16 protein-coding genes are annotated in these 16,053 nt (G+C 65.2%); 10 read left to right on the forward strand and 6 right to left on the reverse strand.

The window, feature by feature from the left end:
- Positions 1–66: 66 nt before the first annotated feature.
- A complete protein-coding gene (locus DN387_RS14730; protein ID WP_254506104.1) occupies positions 67–2,439 on the reverse strand; it encodes a penicillin acylase family protein in 2,373 nt (790 codons plus the stop codon).
- 100 nt (positions 2,440–2,539) lie between these two features.
- Between DN387_RS14730 and DN387_RS14735 the strand changes: the two genes are divergently transcribed.
- The gene (locus tag DN387_RS14735) at positions 2,540–3,088 is read left to right on the forward strand and encodes a sugar O-acetyltransferase (protein WP_054915514.1); all 549 of its coding nucleotides are present in this window, start codon (positions 2,540–2,542) and stop codon (positions 3,086–3,088) included.
- Here DN387_RS14735 and DN387_RS14740 read toward each other — a convergent pair.
- Positions 3,085–3,642, reverse strand: a complete 558-nt coding sequence (locus tag DN387_RS14740) for a DUF6436 domain-containing protein (protein WP_043863433.1) — start codon at positions 3,640–3,642, stop codon at positions 3,085–3,087. The genes DN387_RS14735 and DN387_RS14740 overlap by 4 nt on opposite strands.
- Positions 3,643–3,805: 163 nt before the next feature.
- On the opposite strand from DN387_RS14740, the gene DN387_RS14745 reads away from it, so the two are divergent.
- A complete protein-coding gene (locus DN387_RS14745) occupies positions 3,806–4,735 on the forward strand; it encodes an alpha/beta hydrolase (RefSeq protein ID WP_054915515.1) in 930 nt (309 codons plus the stop codon).
- On the opposite strand, the gene DN387_RS14750 is transcribed toward DN387_RS14745, so the two are convergent.
- Positions 4,736–5,485 (reverse strand): DUF2059 domain-containing protein, encoded by a 750-nt coding sequence (locus DN387_RS14750; protein WP_054915516.1) that lies wholly within the window; start codon positions 5,483–5,485, stop codon positions 4,736–4,738. It abuts the gene before it with no gap.
- 114 nt (positions 5,486–5,599) lie between these two features.
- On the opposite strand from DN387_RS14750, the gene DN387_RS14755 reads away from it, so the two are divergent.
- The gene (locus tag DN387_RS14755; protein ID WP_043863436.1) at positions 5,600–6,232 is read left to right on the forward strand and encodes a 2OG-Fe(II) oxygenase; all 633 of its coding nucleotides are present in this window, start codon (positions 5,600–5,602) and stop codon (positions 6,230–6,232) included.
- 1 nt (position 6,233) lies between these two features.
- The gene (locus DN387_RS14760; protein WP_054915517.1) at positions 6,234–6,722 is read left to right on the forward strand and encodes a DUF523 domain-containing protein; all 489 of its coding nucleotides are present in this window, start codon (positions 6,234–6,236) and stop codon (positions 6,720–6,722) included.
- On the opposite strand, the gene DN387_RS14765 is transcribed toward DN387_RS14760, so the two are convergent.
- Positions 6,719–7,258: a transporter substrate-binding domain-containing protein gene (locus DN387_RS14765; protein WP_043863438.1), complete on the reverse strand. Its 540-nt coding sequence runs from the start codon at positions 7,256–7,258 to the stop codon at positions 6,719–6,721. The two genes, DN387_RS14760 and DN387_RS14765, sit on opposite strands and share 4 nt — an antisense overlap.
- Before the next feature lie 228 nt (positions 7,259–7,486).
- Here DN387_RS14765 and DN387_RS14770 point away from each other — a divergent pair, with 228 nt between their 5' ends.
- Positions 7,487–7,960, forward strand: a complete 474-nt coding sequence (locus tag DN387_RS14770) for a DUF4399 domain-containing protein (RefSeq protein WP_043863439.1) — start codon at positions 7,487–7,489, stop codon at positions 7,958–7,960.
- 70 nt (positions 7,961–8,030) lie between these two features.
- Here DN387_RS14770 and serA read toward each other — a convergent pair whose 3' ends face one another.
- Positions 8,031–9,260 (reverse strand): phosphoglycerate dehydrogenase, encoded by a 1,230-nt coding sequence (serA, locus tag DN387_RS14775; protein WP_043863440.1) that lies wholly within the window; start codon positions 9,258–9,260, stop codon positions 8,031–8,033.
- A gap of 172 nt (positions 9,261–9,432) precedes the next feature.
- On the opposite strand from serA, the gene DN387_RS14780 reads away from it, so the two are divergent.
- The 4 genes from DN387_RS14780 (at position 9,433) to DN387_RS14795 (ending at position 13,609) form a co-directional block, all read left to right on the forward strand.
- Positions 9,433–10,830, forward strand: coding sequence for an FAD-binding oxidoreductase (locus tag DN387_RS14780; RefSeq protein ID WP_043863441.1), 1,398 nt, complete (start codon positions 9,433–9,435; stop codon positions 10,828–10,830).
- A 38-nt stretch (positions 10,831–10,868) separates the two neighbouring features.
- Complete coding sequence (locus DN387_RS14785; protein ID WP_054915518.1) at positions 10,869–11,534, forward strand: fumarylacetoacetate hydrolase family protein; 666 nt, start codon at positions 10,869–10,871, stop codon at positions 11,532–11,534.
- A 162-nt stretch (positions 11,535–11,696) separates the two neighbouring features.
- Positions 11,697–12,629 carry an SdiA-regulated domain-containing protein gene (locus DN387_RS14790; RefSeq protein ID WP_054915519.1) on the forward strand — a complete coding sequence of 311 codons (933 nt, stop codon included), beginning with the start codon at positions 11,697–11,699 and terminating at the stop codon, positions 12,627–12,629.
- Between the two features lie 77 nt (positions 12,630–12,706).
- On the forward strand, positions 12,707–13,609 hold the full coding sequence (locus DN387_RS14795; protein WP_043863444.1) for an SdiA-regulated domain-containing protein: 903 nt from the start codon (positions 12,707–12,709) through the stop codon (positions 13,607–13,609).
- Positions 13,610–13,696: 87 nt separating this feature from the next.
- Here DN387_RS14795 and rpiA read toward each other — a convergent pair whose 3' ends face one another.
- Positions 13,697–14,368: a ribose-5-phosphate isomerase RpiA gene (gene rpiA, locus DN387_RS14800; protein ID WP_043863445.1), complete on the reverse strand. Its 672-nt coding sequence runs from the start codon at positions 14,366–14,368 to the stop codon at positions 13,697–13,699.
- Between the two features lie 136 nt (positions 14,369–14,504).
- Between rpiA and ilvA the strand changes: the two genes are divergently transcribed.
- Positions 14,505–16,019 (forward strand): threonine ammonia-lyase, biosynthetic, encoded by a 1,515-nt coding sequence (gene ilvA / locus DN387_RS14805; protein WP_054915520.1) that lies wholly within the window; start codon positions 14,505–14,507, stop codon positions 16,017–16,019.
- Positions 16,020–16,053 lie beyond the last annotated feature (34 nt).

Consider the following 16,053-nt stretch of genomic DNA (forward strand, 5'->3'; position numbering starts at 1 on the left):
AGGTTTTGCGAACACCGCAGACCCCTGTGGGAGCGGGCGTGACCCGCGATGGGCTGCACAGCAGCCCTAGGGCACCAGCCGCAACGTCCCCTCGGTCTCCCCCGCCAACCCCATCAGCGCCCGCTGATACCTGCCGTCGATATAGTCCTGCGCCTGATCGGCATAGTGCCTGTCGAACACCACGCCGCTCTGCCCGAGCGGGTTGATGCTCAGCGCCGCCCCCGCATCGGCGAAATCGATCACGCGCCGCGTCGATGGCCCGTAGGTCACCGGCCACGGTGCCGGGCCGATTCTGGATGACAGGTTGTTCGGTACCTCATGCGCGCCCGGCGCCGCGAATGGCCCCACGTTGAACAGCAGGTTCAGCGGCTTCTGCGCACCCAGCGGGTGCCCGTGGGTCAACGTGTGCGCCTTGCCCCACTGCCAGTTCGCCGGGTCCTTGCCCAGGGTGGTGCGCAGGTGCTCCAGGGTGTTGTCCCAGGCCAGCTTGACCACCGTTTCGCGGTCACTGTGCGCGTTGCTGCCCTTGCGCGCCCACCACTGCGAATCCACGTCTGCGGCCAGGCGCGGCAGCAAGGTATCCACCATGCGCGTCGACAGCAGCGTCTCGAACCATTCGTCACCGAGCTCGTCATGGGTGGCGGCGCGGGCGAATTCGTACAGCAGCTGGTTGAACAGCGTGGCGCTGGTCGATTCCACCGGGTAGTCGCCGTGCCACGCGGCCAGTTGCTCGACCAGCTCGCGCTCGTGTACGTCGGTGACCACCTGGCGCAGTACCGACAGCAGCGGTGTGAGCAGGTGCGGGCCATAGGCGGTGGCCGTGTCCAGCTGCAATGCCTGGCTGTTGTGCAGGTCCCACTTCACGCCGGGCGAGGCCAGGTTGTTGTTGAGCTGGCGGCCGCGGTCCGGCGGGTTGTAGTAGCCGGGGATGACCATGCCGGTGGGCGACACCGGCTGGAAGTTGGCCGAGACGATGTAGCCCGCGGCGGGGTTCTCCTGCTGCGGGTTGGCGCTGAACGGGTAGAAGCCGAGCTTGTCGGCCTGGGCCGTGCTGCCGTCGAGAATGAACGCCGGGTTCACCCCGTCCGGGCGGATCGGCAACTGCGCTGCCGCCCACCAGCCGATATCGCCCTGTGCGTTGGCCCATATCAGGTTGAGGCCGGGGGCGTGGATCTTGGCGGCGGCCGCACGCATCCTGTCCAGGGTGTTGGCGCGGTTGATGTCGTAGAAGGCTTCCAGGATCGGGTTCTCGGTTTCCAGGAATGCCCACCACATCGCGATCGGCGTGCCGTTTTCATGCCCACTGACGGCGGGGTTGATGATCGGCCCGTGCGGCGAGCGGCGCAGGGTGAGGGTGAGCGGGTCTTCCCCCTTGATCCGGACCTGCTGCTGGGTGGAGGTGAGGTCGTGCCACTGGCCGTGGATCTTCACCTGTTCGGGGTTGTCCGGGTTGACCTGCTCGGCGATCAGGTCGAGGTCGTCGTTCTGGAACATGGTCAGGCTCCAGCCGAACTCGCGGTTGTGTCCCAGCGAGGCGAACGGGTTCAGCGCCTGGTGGTAGCCGTACAGGTGAAAGCCCGGCGCCGACAGTTCGGCCTCGTACCACACCGACGGCACCGAGAAGCGAATATGCGGGTCGCCCGCCAGCAGCGGCTTGCCACTGGCGGTGAGCCTGCCGCTGACGGCCCAGGCGTTGCTGCCCTCGAATTGCGGCAGGCCCGCATCGCCCAGCGCCTGGTGGCTGACCTGGGCGATGCGGCCCAGGCTGCGCCAGTCGGCGGCGGCCAGGTGTGGCGGGGTCTGCACCGCGCCTTCGGGGTCCCAACCCAGGTCGAAGTCGCTGAGGTAGTACTTGCCCAGGTGATCGCGCACGTAGGTCAGCAGCGGCTCGGTACGAAACGCGGCGGCGAAGCTGTAGGCCATGAACCCTGCGATGCTCAGGGTGTCCTCGGCGGTGAACGGGCGCGGTGTGATGCCCAGCACATCGAACTCCACGGGCCTGGGGTGCGAGTCCTGCCAGGCGTTCACGCCCTCCAGGTAGGCTTGCAGGGCCAGCCAGGCCGGGGATTGCCTGTCCTGGCGGGCGACCATGCTGCGCGCCTGCTCGGCAATGCGCAGGCTGCGGAACAGGGTGTCGGTCTCCACCAGCTTGGGGCCCAGTACCTCGGCCAGTTCGCCATTGGCCAGGCGCCGGGTGATTTCCATCTGGAACAGGCGGTCCTGGGCGTGCACGTAGCCCAGTGCGCGGTACAGGTCGGTTTCGTTCTGCGCCTGGATGTGCGGTACGCCGCGCTGGTCGTAGCGCACGCTTACCGGCGCCTGCAGGCCGGCCACGGTGACTTCGCCGGTGCGTTGCGGCAACTTGCTGTGGGCATACCAGTAGCCACCGCCGGCGACGGCGGCGATGAGCACCGCAAGAAGGGTAAGGCTGCGTTTCATCGGGGCTCCTTGTGCGAGGATCGTTCCTTGCCCTGGCCGGTCAGATGTTCGGCACAGGATAGACCCTGCAACTTAACCCATCCCAGGAAGCCACGGTCCGATGAACCTCAGTGAAAAGCAGAAAATGCTCGCCGGCCAGCTCTATCATGCCGGCTGTCCCGAGCTGCAGGCCGAGCAGATCGCCAACAAGCACTGGATGTACCGCTACAACCATTCCCCCGAACTGCTCAACGAGCAGCGTCATGCCCTGCTGGTCGAGCACTTCGCCAAGGTGGGGGCAGGCGCGGTGATCCGGCCGCCGTTTCATTGCGACTACGGCTACAACATCACGCTGGGCGCCAACGTGTTCGTCAACTTCAACTGCGTGATCCTCGACGTGGTGCAGGTGCACATCGGCGATGACTGCCAGATCGGCCCCGGTGTGCAGATCCTCACCGCCGACCATCCGCGCGATCCGGCCATCCGCCGTTCGGGGCTGGAGAGCGGGCGCCCGGTGAACATCGGCAGCAACGTGTGGATCGGTGCCGGTGCGCTGATTCTGCCAGGGGTGAGCATTGGTGATGATGCGATCATCGGCGCGGGCGCAGTGGTGACCCGCGATTTGCCGGCGGGGGCGACAGCGATGGGCAACCCGGCACGGGTACGCTAGCCGGCCCAGGGGCAATAGCAGCCCACCGCCAGGGTGTGGGTGGCGTTCACGCTGCGGCCCTGGGTGAGGGCCAGCAGAATGGGCTCGATGAAGCTGTTGCTCGAATTGCACGTGGCACCCTCGCTGTAGGGGCCGAAGTAGGCGAGCTGGCCGTTGCGGTCCCAGATCGCAACCGCAGGGCTTGCCGGCAGGTGCTCGGCGCCGGGCAGATCGGCCAGTGGCTTGAGCGCGCCGAGGGTGGCGGGCAGTTGGCCGTGGGTACCGGGCTTTTGCACCACGTAGAACTCCACGCCCTGGGCGGCGAAGTGCTCGGTCAGCTCGGCCAGGTGCTGCTGGTTGCCGACGTTGCAGGGGCAGGCCGGGTCCCAGAAGTGCACCAGGCGGACGGGGCCGGGGCCGGCGATGTCTTCTGGCAGGCGCAGAGTGTCGCCGGCGAACAGTGCGGTGTGGTTGTCGAAGGGGCGCAGGTAGCGGCCCTGGAAGCTGTCGTAGGCCCACCACAGGCCGGCGGCGCAGAGGAGCAGGGTGAGGCCGGTGAGCAGGTGGCGGGGCATCGGGGGTACCAATTCTGGAAAGGGGTGTATCTTTTCGCCGGCAAGGCCGGCGCCTACGGGCGAGGGGGCGGCACAGGCAACAAAAAAGTCCCCCAGCTTGCCACGCCGTTCGCAACAGATGAATATCACAGGTCAATCCTTTGCCCCGTTGTTGGTAACTTCCATGCCCGCGTCATTCCAGCCCGACTCCCTGCGTGCCAGCCTGCAACCGCTGGCCGCGCGTCAGCCGTTGTCGACCCAGGCGCAGGCGTACCGGCATTTCTACAGCCTGGACATTCCCGGCGTCGACAGCTGGCTGGGGCGTTTCGACACCGCAGGCTTCGAGCTGGTCGCCCAGGTCTGGCTGCCCGCCGCGCCTGTGGCGACGCTGGTATTGCTGCACGGTTTCTACGACCACATGGGCCTCTACCGCCACGCCATCGAATGGGCCCTGGCCCGGCAGTTCGCGGTCATCGCCTGCGACCTGCCGGGTCATGGGCTGTCCAGTGGCGAGCGCGCCAGCATCGATGACTTTGCGGTGTATCAGGACGTGCTGCAGGCGCTGTTCGAGCAGGGCCAGGCGCTGAACCTGCCGCAACCCTGGCACCTGTGTGGGCAGAGCACCGGCGGCGCCATCCTGGTCGACCACCTGCTGCACCACGGCGCGCACAGCCCGGCCCAGGGCCAGGTGATCCTGCTGGCGCCGCTGGTACGCCCGCGTGCGTGGCGCTGGTCGAAATTCAGCTATCAGGTGCTGCGCCACTTCGTCACCGGCATCGAGCGGCGCTTCAGCGAGAACAGCAACGACCCGACCTTTTTGCCGTTCCTGCAGGCCGACCCGCTGCAGCCGCGGCGCCTGCCCACCGCCTGGGTCGGGGCGCTGATGGCGTGGGTCAAACGTATCGAGTTGGCGCCATGCAGCCCGCGCCAGCCGCTGATCGTGCAGGGGCAGGCCGACATGACCGTGGACTGGCCGTACAACCTTGAGGTGCTCAAGGCCAAGTTCGCCGAACCGCAGATTCTGCTGATGCCCGAAGCCCGCCACCACCTGGTCAACGAACTGCCGGCAATACGCCGAGACTACTTTGCCTTCATCGGCCAGCGCCTGGGCTGATCACTGCAGGTCCGAGGTGCTCTGACCGACCGCCAGGCCAGCCCGGATTGCGGCCAGGGCGGCGGCATAGTACGCCTTGCCTTCGGGCGATTCGGCAAAGCTTGCAAAGGCATCGAGTTCGGCATCCGACAGCCCGCGATACACATACAGCAGGGTGTTGTTCAGGTCGGCCTCGATCTGCTGCATCAGGCGCTGGCGCTGCCCGTCGAGCAGGCCCTGGGCCTGGCTGCCACCGAGCAGGCCGGGGATCATCTGGCTCAGGCTGTCGGCCGCCACCCCGGCAATCGCCAGGCTGACCTCGGCACCGGCCTCGCGGGCCGGCAGGGCCTGGGCCAGGTGGCCGATGATCAGCAGGCGGCTGTCGCTGGCCTCGATCTTGGGCAGGCCCTTGGCATTCTTGGCCAACTGGTCACGGCGGGTGGCCAGCAGCTCGGCCGCCACGATCTTGCGCCCCAGGGGGGATTGAAAAAACGCCAGCGCAGGCTTGGGGTCGCTGAGGTTGGCGCGCAACTGGGCTTCGGCGCGGCGGTCGACGGCGGTGGGTTCGAAACGCTGGTTGCTGTTGTTCACCAGGGCCTGGAAGACTGCAGGCGGCAGGCTGTTGCGATAGCGCTGCTGGGCGGCATCGAGGGCATCGGTGAAGTGGGCGCGCTGCTCCGGCCACCCGGCAACCTTGTACAGTTGGTCGTGGGTATCTGCCAGGACAGGCGTGGTGCAGATCATCAACAGCAGAAAAAACAAACGGCGCATTCAGGACTCCTGTCGGCAGGCCGCTATTGTCCGTGGCCCGGCGGGGCTTTGTCGAGACGCCAATGCACACTCTCGGCCAAGTGGCGCTGTCGGTTTTGCTGGCGGCTCGATACTATGCGCGGCATGCAGATATCCCTTGATCACCCCTTGCTGTCGCGCATCGTCGACGACCTGGCCACCCGTGGCTGGTCGCAGCACGACCTGTTCCTGCCGGCCCCGCTGACGCGGGCACTGGCGGCCGAGTGCCGCCGCCGCGCCGCCGAAGGTGAACTGGCCCCTGCGGGGGTCGGGCGAGGGCCCGCGCAGGAAGTACGCGAAGGTATTCGCAACGACCATATCCAGTGGCTCGAACCCGGTGACTCGGACGCCTGCGACCAGTACCTGGGGTTGATGGACGGCCTGCGCGAAGCGATGAACCGCGGCCTGTTCCTGGGCCTGGAAGACTTCGAGTGCCACTTCGCCCTGTACCCGCCCGGCGGCTTCTACCGCAAGCACCTGGACCGCTTTCGCGACGACGACCGGCGCATGGTCTCGGCGGTGATCTACCTCAACGAAGACTGGCTGCCCGAACATGGCGGGCAGTTGCGCATGACCCTCAAGGACAATGTGGAACACGATGTGCAGCCGACCGGCGGTTGCCTGGTGGTGTTCCTCTCCGGCGAGATCCCCCACGAAGTGCTGCCGGCCAACCGCGAGCGGTTGTCGCTCACCGGCTGGTTCCGTCGGCGCGGCAACGAGCCCTTCTAGCATGCACAAGGTTCTGGTCAGCGCCTGCCTGCTGGGGCAGCTGGTGCGCTATGACGGTCGCGCCAGCGGGCATCCGGATGTGCTCCAGGGCTGGCAGCGGGAGGGTCGCGTGGTGCCGTTGTGCCCCGAGGTCGCCGGCGGTCTGCCGACCCCGCGGCCACCTGCGGAAATTCCCGGTGGGCAGGGCAGTGCGGTGCTGGAAGGCCAGGCCCGGGTGGTGACGGTAGCCGGCGAGGACGTGACCGCGCCGTTCGTGCAGGGCGCGCACCTGGCGCTGGCACTGGTGCAGCGCCACGCCATAAGGGTGGCCGTGCTCAAGTCGGGCAGCCCGTCCTGTGGCAACCGGCTGACCTATGACGGTACGTTCAGCGGCACCAGGGTGGAAGGTGAGGGCGTGACCACGGCGCTGTTGCGCCGGGCCGGGGTGCAGGTGTTCAGCGAACTGGAGCTGGACGCGGCCGTGCAGGCCCTGGGGGCCCTCGACGCTTAAGGTGCGTCGGTGTCCACGGCAGCATCCGCCGCTTCGGTGTGGGTCTGGGCCTGGGGCTCGACAGCGGGCCGCGCCGCCTGCTGCGCCAGCTCGGTCATGCGCCCGTTGTCCTTGATGCGCTGCAGGGCGGCGTTCAAGGCTTTCTCGAAGGCCGGGTTGTCCTTCTGGAAGGGCATCACATAGCGTTTGTCGTCGTCACCGTCGGTATAGGGTTCGCTGACACCCAGGCGCTGCTTGAGCTCGGGGCTGGCGGTGATCTGGTCCAGGGCGATGTCGTAACGGCCGCTTTCCACACCGTCCAGCAACTCGTCATGGTCGACGGGCACGAACTCCACCCCTACATCCAACTCCTTGGCCAACGCCTGGCCCAACCCGATCTCGAAGCCGGTCCACTGGCCTTGCTTGCGGATATTGGTCGAGGAATCGGCGCTGATCGCGATACGCAGTTCATTTCGATCGTTGACCTCGTCGATCAGCTCGGCATGGGCCAACGGGGTCAGCAGGGCCGTGAGCAGTACCCCAATAGTCAAACGCATCTAAGCCCCTTTCCTGGTCTTTGGCAGTGAGTCCGGTCGCCGCGACTTTTTGTGTGTGTCGCGGTCGAACAGTGTCTAGGACCGCACTTGGCCGAGGATGTTAGATGCCAGGGAAGATTTTTCCGTGGCGTTTTTAAAGCTTGCCTTGGCGCAATTGATCTATCGTAATGAACCGTTGCCCTGGTATTCAGGGGTAAGGGTTACCGAAGTAAATCACAGGAGAAGTGAATGAAAAGCCTATTTTCGCGTGCTGCCGTCGCTGGTTTGTTGATGGGCGTGTCCGCGCTGGCCGCCGCCGAAGGCCTGGTGAGCCAGGCACCACCCAAGGATGCCAAGGTATTCATCGTTTCCCCGGCCGATGGCGCCACCGTCGACAAGACCTTCACCGTCAAGTTTGGCATCGAAGGCATGGAACTCAAGCCGGCCGGCGACGCCACCCCGCATAGCGGCCATCATCACCTGCTGGTGGACGTCGACAAGGCGCCGGCTGCCGACCAGGTGCTGCCCACCAGCCTGATGCCGGAAAACGGCCAGCCGCTGCCCGCCGGCCCGCAGGTACTGCACTTTGGCAAGGCGCAGACCGAAACCCAGCTGACCCTGGCCCCTGGCAAGCACACCCTGCAACTGGTGCTGGGCGACAAGTTCCACGTGCCGTTCAAGCCAAGCGTGGAATCGAAGAAGATCACCGTGACCGTGAAGTAAATCGCGGGCATGAAAAAAGGCGACCCGAGGGTCGCCTTTTTCATTTGGATCGGCGTTGCCGGCGAAGCGTTTAGAACAGCACGCGCGAACGGATGGTGCCGTTGATGTGCTGCAGCTTCTCTTGCGCCAGGTCCGAGTACTCGGCATCGACGTCGATCACCACGTAGCCGACCTTCTCGTTGGTCTGCAGGAACTGACCGGAGATGTTGATCGAGTTTTCCGCGAACACCTTGTTGATCTCGCTGAGCACGCCCGGAATGTTCTGGTGGATGTGCAGCAGGCGGTGCTTGCCCGGGTGCGCCGGCAGGGCCACTTCAGGGAAGTTGACCGACGACACGGAGGTACCGTTGTCGCTGTACTTGACCAGCTTCTCGGCCACTTCCAGGCCGATGTTGGCCTGGGCCTCGGCGGTGGAACCACCGATGTGCGGGGTCAGGATCACGTTGTCCAGGCCACGCAGCGGGCTTTCGAACTGCTCGTCGTTGGAGCGCGGCTCTACCGGGAACACGTCGATGGCGGCGCCGATCAGGTGCTTGTCCTTGATCGCAGCGGCCAGGTGGTCCAGTTCGACCACGGTGCCACGGGCGGCGTTGATCAGGATCGCGCCCTTTTTCATCGCGCGGATTTCCTTCTCGCCGATCATCCACTGGGTGGATGGCAGCTCAGGAACGTGCAGCGAGACGATGTCGGCCAGGCCCAGCAGCTCGTGCAGGCTGGCGACCTGGGTCGCGTTGCCCAGCGGCAGCTTGGTCAGCGGGTCGAAGAAGAACACCTGCATGCCCAGGCTTTCGGCCAGTACCGACAGCTGGGTGCCGATCGAGCCGTAGCCGACGATGCCCAGCTTCTTGCCACGGATCTCGAAGGAGTTGGCCGCGCTCTTGATCCAGCCGCCACGGTGGCAGGAAGCGTTCTTCTCGGGGATGCCGCGCAGCAGCAGGATCGCTTCGGCCAGTACCAGCTCGGCAACCGAACGGGTGTTGGAGTAAGGCGCGTTGAACACGGCGATGCCGCGCTCGCGAGCGGCGTCCAGGTCGACCTGGTTGGTGCCGATGCAGAAACAGCCGACAGCGACCAGTTTCTTGGCGCAGTCGAAGACCTCTTCGGTCAGCTGGGTGCGAGAGCGAATGCCGATGAAGTGGGCATCGGCGATCTTTTCCTTCAGTTGCGCGTCCGGCAGGGAGCCGGTGAGGTATTCGATGTTGCTGTACCCGGCGGCCTTGAGGACGTCCACGGCGGATTGGTGGACGCCTTCGAGGAGAAGGAACTTGATCTTGCTCTTATCGAGAGAAGTCTTGCTCATCTGCGTAAACCTGTGTCCCGGAGAAAAATGGCAGGGAAAGAAGCGCTCGCAGCATCGGCTTTCGGCACGATCTGCGGGGGTGCGTATGCTAGCATAGGCACCCCTGTTTACGCCCATCCCTGGCACGTGAAACGTGCTCAGGGTGACCATGAATTGTTCGAGAGTTCTGTAGATGACCGATCGTGCGCTGTTGGATGAGCTGATGACCCTGGTTGAGCCTGGAAAGGTCCTGACCGACGCTGCTTCACTTGATGCGTACGGCAAGGACTGGACCAAGCATTTTGCTCCAGCCCCCCTGGCCATCGTGTTCCCCAAGAGCACCGAACAGGTTCAGGCCATCGTGCGCTGGGCCAACCAGCGCCAGGTCGCCCTGGTGCCGTCGGGCGGGCGCACCGGCCTGTCGGCTGCCGCAGTAGCCGCCAATGGCGAAGTGGTGGTGGCGTTCGACTACATGAACCAGATTCTCGACTTCAACGAATTCGACCGCAGCGTGGTGTGCCAGCCTGGCGTGATCACCGAGCAGCTGCAGAATTTTGCCGAGGACAAGGGCCTGTACTACCCGGTCGACTTCGCGTCGGCAGGTTCCAGCCAGATTGGCGGCAATATCGGCACCAATGCCGGCGGTATCAAGGTGATTCGCTACGGCATGACCCGCAACTGGGTAGCTGGCCTCAAGGTCGTGACCGGCAAGGGCGACCTGCTCGAGCTGAACAAGGACCTGATCAAGAACGCCACCGGCTACGACCTGCGCCAGCTGTTCATCGGCGCCGAAGGTACCCTGGGCTTCGTGGTCGAGGCCACCATGCGCCTGGACCGGGCACCCAACAACCTCACCGCGATGGTGCTGGGCACGCCTGATTTCGACTCCATCATGCCGGTGCTGCACGCCTTCCGTGGCAAGCTCGACCTGACCGCCTTCGAATTTCTTTCCGACAAGGCCCTGGCCAAGGTGCTGGGCCGCGGTGACGTGCCTGCGCCGTTCGAGACCGATTGCCCGTTCTACGCGCTGCTGGAATTCGAAGCCAGCACCGAGGAAGTGGCCAACGAAGCCCTGGCCACCTTCGAGCACTGCGTCGAGCAGGGCTGGGTACTGGACGGCGTGATGAGCCAGAGCCAGCAGCAACTGCAGAACCTGTGGAAGCTGCGCGAGTACATCTCCGAGACCATCTCGCACTGGACCCCGTACAAGAACGACATTTCGGTAACCGTGTCGAAGGTGCCGGCGTTCCTCAAGGATATCGACGCGATCGTCGCCGAACGCTACCCCGACTTCGAGGTGGTGTGGTACGGCCACATCGGCGACGGCAACCTGCACCTGAACATCCTCAAGCCCGACGACATGAGCAAGGACGAGTTCTTCTCCCGTTGCGCGGTGGTCAACAAGCAGGTGTTCGAGACGGTAGAGAAGTACAACGGCTCGATTTCGGCCGAACACGGCGTGGGCATGACCAAGCGTGACTACCTGACCTACAGCCGTTCGCCGGTCGAGATCGAGTACATGAAGGCAGTGAAGGCGGTGTTCGACCCCAACGGGATCATGAACCCGGGCAAGATCTTCGCCGTCGAGTGAACCCAGCAGCGCCAATAACATCGTTCCAGGAGTCGGCAATGAACTATCAGCACCAGTATGTAGACGGCACGCGTACTCATCTGCCGGTGGGCAAGGTGGTGTGCATCGGTCGCAACTACGCCGAGCACGCCAAAGAGCTGGACAACCCGATTCCGACCGAGCCGCTGCTGTTCATCAAGCCGGGCAGTTGCGTGGTATCGCTGGAAGGCGGGTTCAAGATCCCGGCCGAGCGTGGCTCGGTGCACTACGAGGCGGAAATCGCGGTGCTGCTGGGCAAGTCGCTGTCGCCGGCGCCTACCGAAGAAGAAGTGCTCGACGCCATCTCCGGCTTCGCCCCGGCACTGGACCTGACCCTGCGTGACCTGCAGGCGCAGCTCAAGGAAAAGGGCCTGCCCTGGGAGCGCGCCAAGTGCTTCGACGGCGCCTGCGTGCTGACGCCCTTCGTGGTTGGCAGCACATTCGAGGACCTGGCCGATATCGGCATTCGCCTGAGCATCAACGGCGAGGTGCGCCAGGACGGCAACAGCGCGCTGATGCTCAACCCGATCGTGCCGATGATCCAGCACATGGCCTCGCAGTTCGCGCTGCAGGCGGGTGACGTGGTCCTCACCGGTACGCCGGCCGGCGTCGGGCCGCTGAGCGCTGGCGATGAGCTGGTGCTGGAACTGCCCGGTGTGAGCCGTTTCGAGGGCAGCGTTCGCTGACCTGTCCCGGGTGGCAGTCGATAGCCGACTGCCACCTTTTCCCCGGCCTTTGATCGGGCGTTGCCGTTTTTTTCACAAATGATCCGGATAATCCCCGCGAATCAACCTTGTGAACGTGCCTGCGTGTTGCGTGCCAGGCTAAAAAAACAACGGGAATACCTGATGGCCACACCTTATCCTTCCAGCGGTTCGCTCCCTCCTGTGCGCAAGCGTCGTCTCCTGTTGCGCTGGTCTACCTGGCTGGTGACGGCTGCGGTGATCGGCTATGGCGTGGCCATCGCCATGCACTGGGACGACCGTGGCCTGCTGTGGCTGCAGGAGCGTTTCGAGTCGGTGAGCGAACAGCAGGCCAGTATCTGGCTGCCGGGCTATACGGTCGATATCGACGCCAAGGTGCTGCCGGGCATGGAGGACGATGAGGCCTCCGACCTGGCCTACGACCCCCAGCGCAAGACCCTGTTCGCCGTCATGGGCAAGAACCCGTTCCTGGTCGAGCTGACCCTGGACGGCGATGTGCTGCGCAAGCTGCCACTTAACGGCTGGAGCAACCCCGAGGGGGTTGCGGTGCTGGCGGACGGGCGGTTGGCCATTGTCGACGAGCGTGATCACACCATGACCATCGTCAGCCTGGACGACAGCACCCAGGCACTGAACATCAAGGATTTCACGCAGTACGACCTGGGCCCTTCGGCCAATCAGAACAAGGCCTTCGAGGCGATTGCCTGGGACCCGCGCAACCAGCGCCTCGTGCTGGGCGAGGAGCGTCCACCGCGGCTGTTCACCTGGCGCACCGACGGCCGTTCGCCGCTGACCGGCGACAAGCAGCCGCTGCCCAGTGACGAGCTGGACCTGCGCAACCTCTCGGCGCTGGGGGTCGACCCGCGTACCGGGCACATGCTGGTGCTGTCGGCCGACTCGAACATGCTGCTGGAGCTGGACGAGCGGGGCGAGCAGGTCAGCTTCATGACCCTGCTCGGCGGTTTCAACGGCCTGAAAAAGCGCATCCCTCGCGCCGAGGGCGTGGCCATGGACGACCAGGGCACCCTGTACATCGTCAGTGAGCCGAACCTGTTCTACCGCTTTCGCAAGCAGTGACTCCCGCATAGTGGCATTAAGCTTCGATTCAGTTGGCTATGGTTAGATGACGCCCGAACCCTGCCGAGTCTTCCCGAATGCGTCGTTACCTGCCCCTGGTCTTTCTTGTTTTCAGTCTGCTGGCCCTTGCCGCCCTGGGCGTGGCGGGGCAGCAGCACCGCGTGTTCGAGCGTGCCTGGTTCGACCTCAAGGCCTGGTGGCAGCCGGCCGAGCAGGGCATGGGGCTGAGCCGCTACCAGGTGGTGGTCGAGGCACGTCCGGTCGAGGGGCTGCAGGCGGATATTTCGGCGCTGACCTTCGACCCGGACCGCAACAGCCTGTACACGGTCACCAACAAGAACCCCGAGCTGATCGAGCTGTCGCTGGAGGGGCGCATCGTGCGGCGCATCCCCCTGACCGGTTTCGGCGACCCCGAGGCGGTGGAGTATGTGGGGCCGGGCAGTTTCGTGATCACGGACGAGCGCGAGCAGCGCCTGATCCGGGTGCATGTGGCGCCCGATACCGCGTTCCTGGATGCCAAGGATGCCGAGCAGCTTACCCTGGGCATCGGCCTGAACGGCAACAAGGGTTTCGAGGGGCTGGCCTACGACTCGGGCGGCAAGCGCCTGTTCGTGGCCAAGGAGCGCGACCCGATGCTGATCTACGAGGTGCACGGGTTTCCCCATGACAATCCGGAGCAGCCCTATGCGGTGCACGTGGTGCAGGACCGCAAGCGTGATTCGCGGTTGTTCGTGAGAGACCTGTCGAGCTTGCAGTTCGACGAGCGCAGCGGGCATCTGCTGGCCCTGTCGGACGAATCGCAACTGGTGCTGGAGCTGGACGTGAAGGGCAAGCCGATCAGCAGCCTGTCGCTGCGCAAGGGGTCTGCCGGGTTGAAGGCGAGCGTGCCGCAGGCCGAGGGGATTGCGCTGGACGATGCCGGGACGCTGTATGTGGTGAGCGAGCCGAACCTGTTCTACGTATTCAGGAAGACCGAGTAGGCTGTATCGCGGGTCAAGCCCGCTCCCACAAGATCACACCGAACCTGTGGGAGCGGGCTTGGCCCGCGATGAGGCCGCCCCGCAAGCTTACCTGGTCAGGGTCTTCACGCCGTCCGCGGTCCCCAGCAGCAGCAGGTCCGCCGGGCGCGCCGCGAACAGGCCGTTGGTCACCACGCCCACGATCGCGTTGATCTGGGTTTCCAGCTCCACCGGGTTGGTGATCTGCAGGTTGAACACGTCCAGGATGATGTTGCCGTTGTCGGTCACCACGCCTTCGCGGTACACCGGGTCGCCGCCCAGTTTCACCAGCTGACGTGCCACATGGCTGCGCGCCATCGGGATCACCTCGACCGGCAGCGGGAAGGCGCCCAGTACCGGCACCAGCTTGCTCGCGTCGGCAATGCAGATGAAGGTCTTGGCCACGGCCGCGACGATCTTCTCGCGGGTCAGGGCTGCGCCACCGCCCTTGATCAGGTTCAGGCGCTCGTCGCTCTCGTCGGCACCGTCCACATAGAACTCCAGGTCGCTGACCGTGTTCAGCTCGTACACCGGAATGCCGTGGCCCTTCAGGCGTGCAGCCGTGGCCTCGGAGCTGGCGACCGCACCATCGAACGCACCCTTGTGCAGCGCCAGGGCGTCGATGAAGCAGTTGGCGGTCGAACCGGTGCCGACGCCGACGATGCTCTTGTCATCGAGCTTGGGCAGAATGAAATCGACAGCGGCCTGGGCGACAGCCTGTTTGAGTTGGTCCTGGGTCATGCGGGCTCCGGAGCGGGCAGGGGTATCGTGAGGGCGCGTAGTATAGCGGCTAAAACCACAGACTGGCTGTGGTCGCCCGACCGGGCGCTGCGGTAGACTCCGAGGCCCCGCCCAGCTGCCCAGTGATGCGTTCCCGATGCTCGAACAGTACGTCAAGAAGATCCTCACCTCGCGCGTCTATGACGTCGCCGTCGAAACCCCGCTGCAACCGGCCGGCCAGCTCAGCAAGCGCCTGGGCAACCACGTGCTGCTCAAGCGCGAAGACCTGCAGCCGGTGTTCTCGTTCAAGATCCGCGGCGCCTACAACAAGCTGGCGCAGTTGAGCGCCGAGGAACTGGCGCGGGGCGTGGTCACCGCCTCGGCCGGCAACCATGCCCAGGGCCTGGCGCTGGCCGCCCGTGAACTGGGGATCAAGGCCACCATCGTGATGCCCAAGACCACCCCCGAGATCAAGGTCGAAGGCGTGCGCTCGCGGGGCGCCAAGGTGGTGCTGCATGGCGATTCGTTCCCCGAGGCGCTGGCCTACTCGCTCAAGCTGGTGGACGAAAAGGGCTTCGTCTATATCCACCCCTATGACGACCCGCACACCATCGCCGGGCAGGGCACCGTGGCCATGGAGATCCTGCGCCAGCACCCCGGGCCGCTGGACGCGATCTTCGTGCCGGTGGGCGGCGGCGGCCTGATCGCCGGCATTGCCGCCTACGTCAAATACCTGCGCCCCGAGATCAAGGTGATCGGTGTCGAGCCGGACGACTCCAACTGCCTGCAGGCCGCCATGGCCGCCGGCGAGCGCGTGGTGCTGCCGCAGGTGGGCCTGTTCGCCGATGGCGTGGCGGTGGCGCAGATCGGCCAGCACACCTTCGACATCTGCAAGGATCATGTGGACGAGGTGATCACCGTCAGCACCGACGAGATCTGCGCGGCCATCAAGGACATCTACGACGATACCCGCTCGATCACCGAACCTGCCGGCGCGCTGGGCGTTGCCGGCATCAAGAAGTACGTTGAGCTGCGAGGTGTGACCGGGCAGACCCTGGTGGCCATCGACTCCGGTGCCAACGTGAACTTCGACCGCCTGCGCCATGTGGCCGAGCGCGCCGAACTGGGCGAGGGCCGCGAGGCGATCATCGCAGTGACCATCCCCGAACAGCCGGGCAGCTTCAAGGCGTTCTGCGAGGCCATCGGCAAGCGCCAGATCACCGAATTCAACTACCGCTACCACGCCGACGGCGAGGCGCACATCTTTGTCGGGGTGCAGACCCACCCCGACACCGACCCGCGCAGTGCCCTGCTGCACAGCCTGACCGCGCAGGGTTTCCCGGTGCTGGACCTGACCGACAACGAGCTGGCCAAGCTGCACATCCGCCACATGGTGGGCGGGCACGCTGCGCGGGTCAGCGACGAGCTGGTGCTGCGCTTCGAGTTCCCGGAGCGGCCGGGGGCGCTGTTCAACTTCCTCAACAAGCTGGGTGGGCGCTGGAACATCTCGATGTTCCACTACCGCAACCATGGCGCGGCCGATGGTCGCGTGGTCGCCGGGCTGCAGGTGCCGGATGATGAGCGCCACCTGGTGCCGGCGGCACTGGCCAAGATCGGCTACCCGTACTGGGATGAAACCGACAACCCGGCGTACCGGCTGTTTCTGGGCTGAACGGCTACGCTGTTGGGCAACGCCTGAGGAATAA

The sequence above is a fragment of the Pseudomonas sp. FBF18 genome, assembly GCF_024261405.1.
Lineage (GTDB): Bacteria > Pseudomonadota > Gammaproteobacteria > Pseudomonadales > Pseudomonadaceae > Aquipseudomonas > Aquipseudomonas palmensis.

Coding starts and splice junctions, on each gene's coding strand:
- DN387_RS14795 (WP_043863444.1), top strand. CDS start 12,707: ATGCGTCGTTACCTGCCCCTGGTCTTTCTTGTTTTCAGTCTGCTGGCC.
- DN387_RS14760 (WP_054915517.1), top strand. CDS start 6,234: ATGCACAAGGTTCTGGTCAGCGCCTGCCTGCTGGGGCAGCTGGTGCGC.
- DN387_RS14755 (WP_043863436.1), top strand. CDS start 5,600: ATGCGCGGCATGCAGATATCCCTTGATCACCCCTTGCTGTCGCGCATC.
- DN387_RS14790 (WP_054915519.1), top strand. CDS start 11,697: ATGGCCACACCTTATCCTTCCAGCGGTTCGCTCCCTCCTGTGCGCAAG.
- DN387_RS14785 (WP_054915518.1), top strand. CDS start 10,869: ATGAACTATCAGCACCAGTATGTAGACGGCACGCGTACTCATCTGCCG.
- DN387_RS14745 (WP_054915515.1), top strand. CDS start 3,806: ATGCCCGCGTCATTCCAGCCCGACTCCCTGCGTGCCAGCCTGCAACCG.
- DN387_RS14730 (WP_254506104.1), bottom strand. CDS start 2,439: ATGAAACGCAGCCTTACCCTTCTTGCGGTGCTCATCGCCGCCGTCGCC.
- ilvA (WP_054915520.1), top strand. CDS start 14,505: ATGCTCGAACAGTACGTCAAGAAGATCCTCACCTCGCGCGTCTATGAC.
- serA (WP_043863440.1), bottom strand. CDS start 9,260: ATGAGCAAGACTTCTCTCGATAAGAGCAAGATCAAGTTCCTTCTCCTC.
- DN387_RS14770 (WP_043863439.1), top strand. CDS start 7,487: ATGAAAAGCCTATTTTCGCGTGCTGCCGTCGCTGGTTTGTTGATGGGC.
- DN387_RS14765 (WP_043863438.1), bottom strand. CDS start 7,258: ATGCGTTTGACTATTGGGGTACTGCTCACGGCCCTGCTGACCCCGTTG.
- DN387_RS14735 (WP_054915514.1), top strand. CDS start 2,540: ATGAACCTCAGTGAAAAGCAGAAAATGCTCGCCGGCCAGCTCTATCAT.
- rpiA (WP_043863445.1), bottom strand. CDS start 14,368: ATGACCCAGGACCAACTCAAACAGGCTGTCGCCCAGGCCGCTGTCGAT.
- DN387_RS14780 (WP_043863441.1), top strand. CDS start 9,433: ATGACCGATCGTGCGCTGTTGGATGAGCTGATGACCCTGGTTGAGCCT.
- DN387_RS14750 (WP_054915516.1), bottom strand. CDS start 5,485: ATGCGCCGTTTGTTTTTTCTGCTGTTGATGATCTGCACCACGCCTGTC.
- DN387_RS14740 (WP_043863433.1), bottom strand. CDS start 3,642: ATGCCCCGCCACCTGCTCACCGGCCTCACCCTGCTCCTCTGCGCCGCC.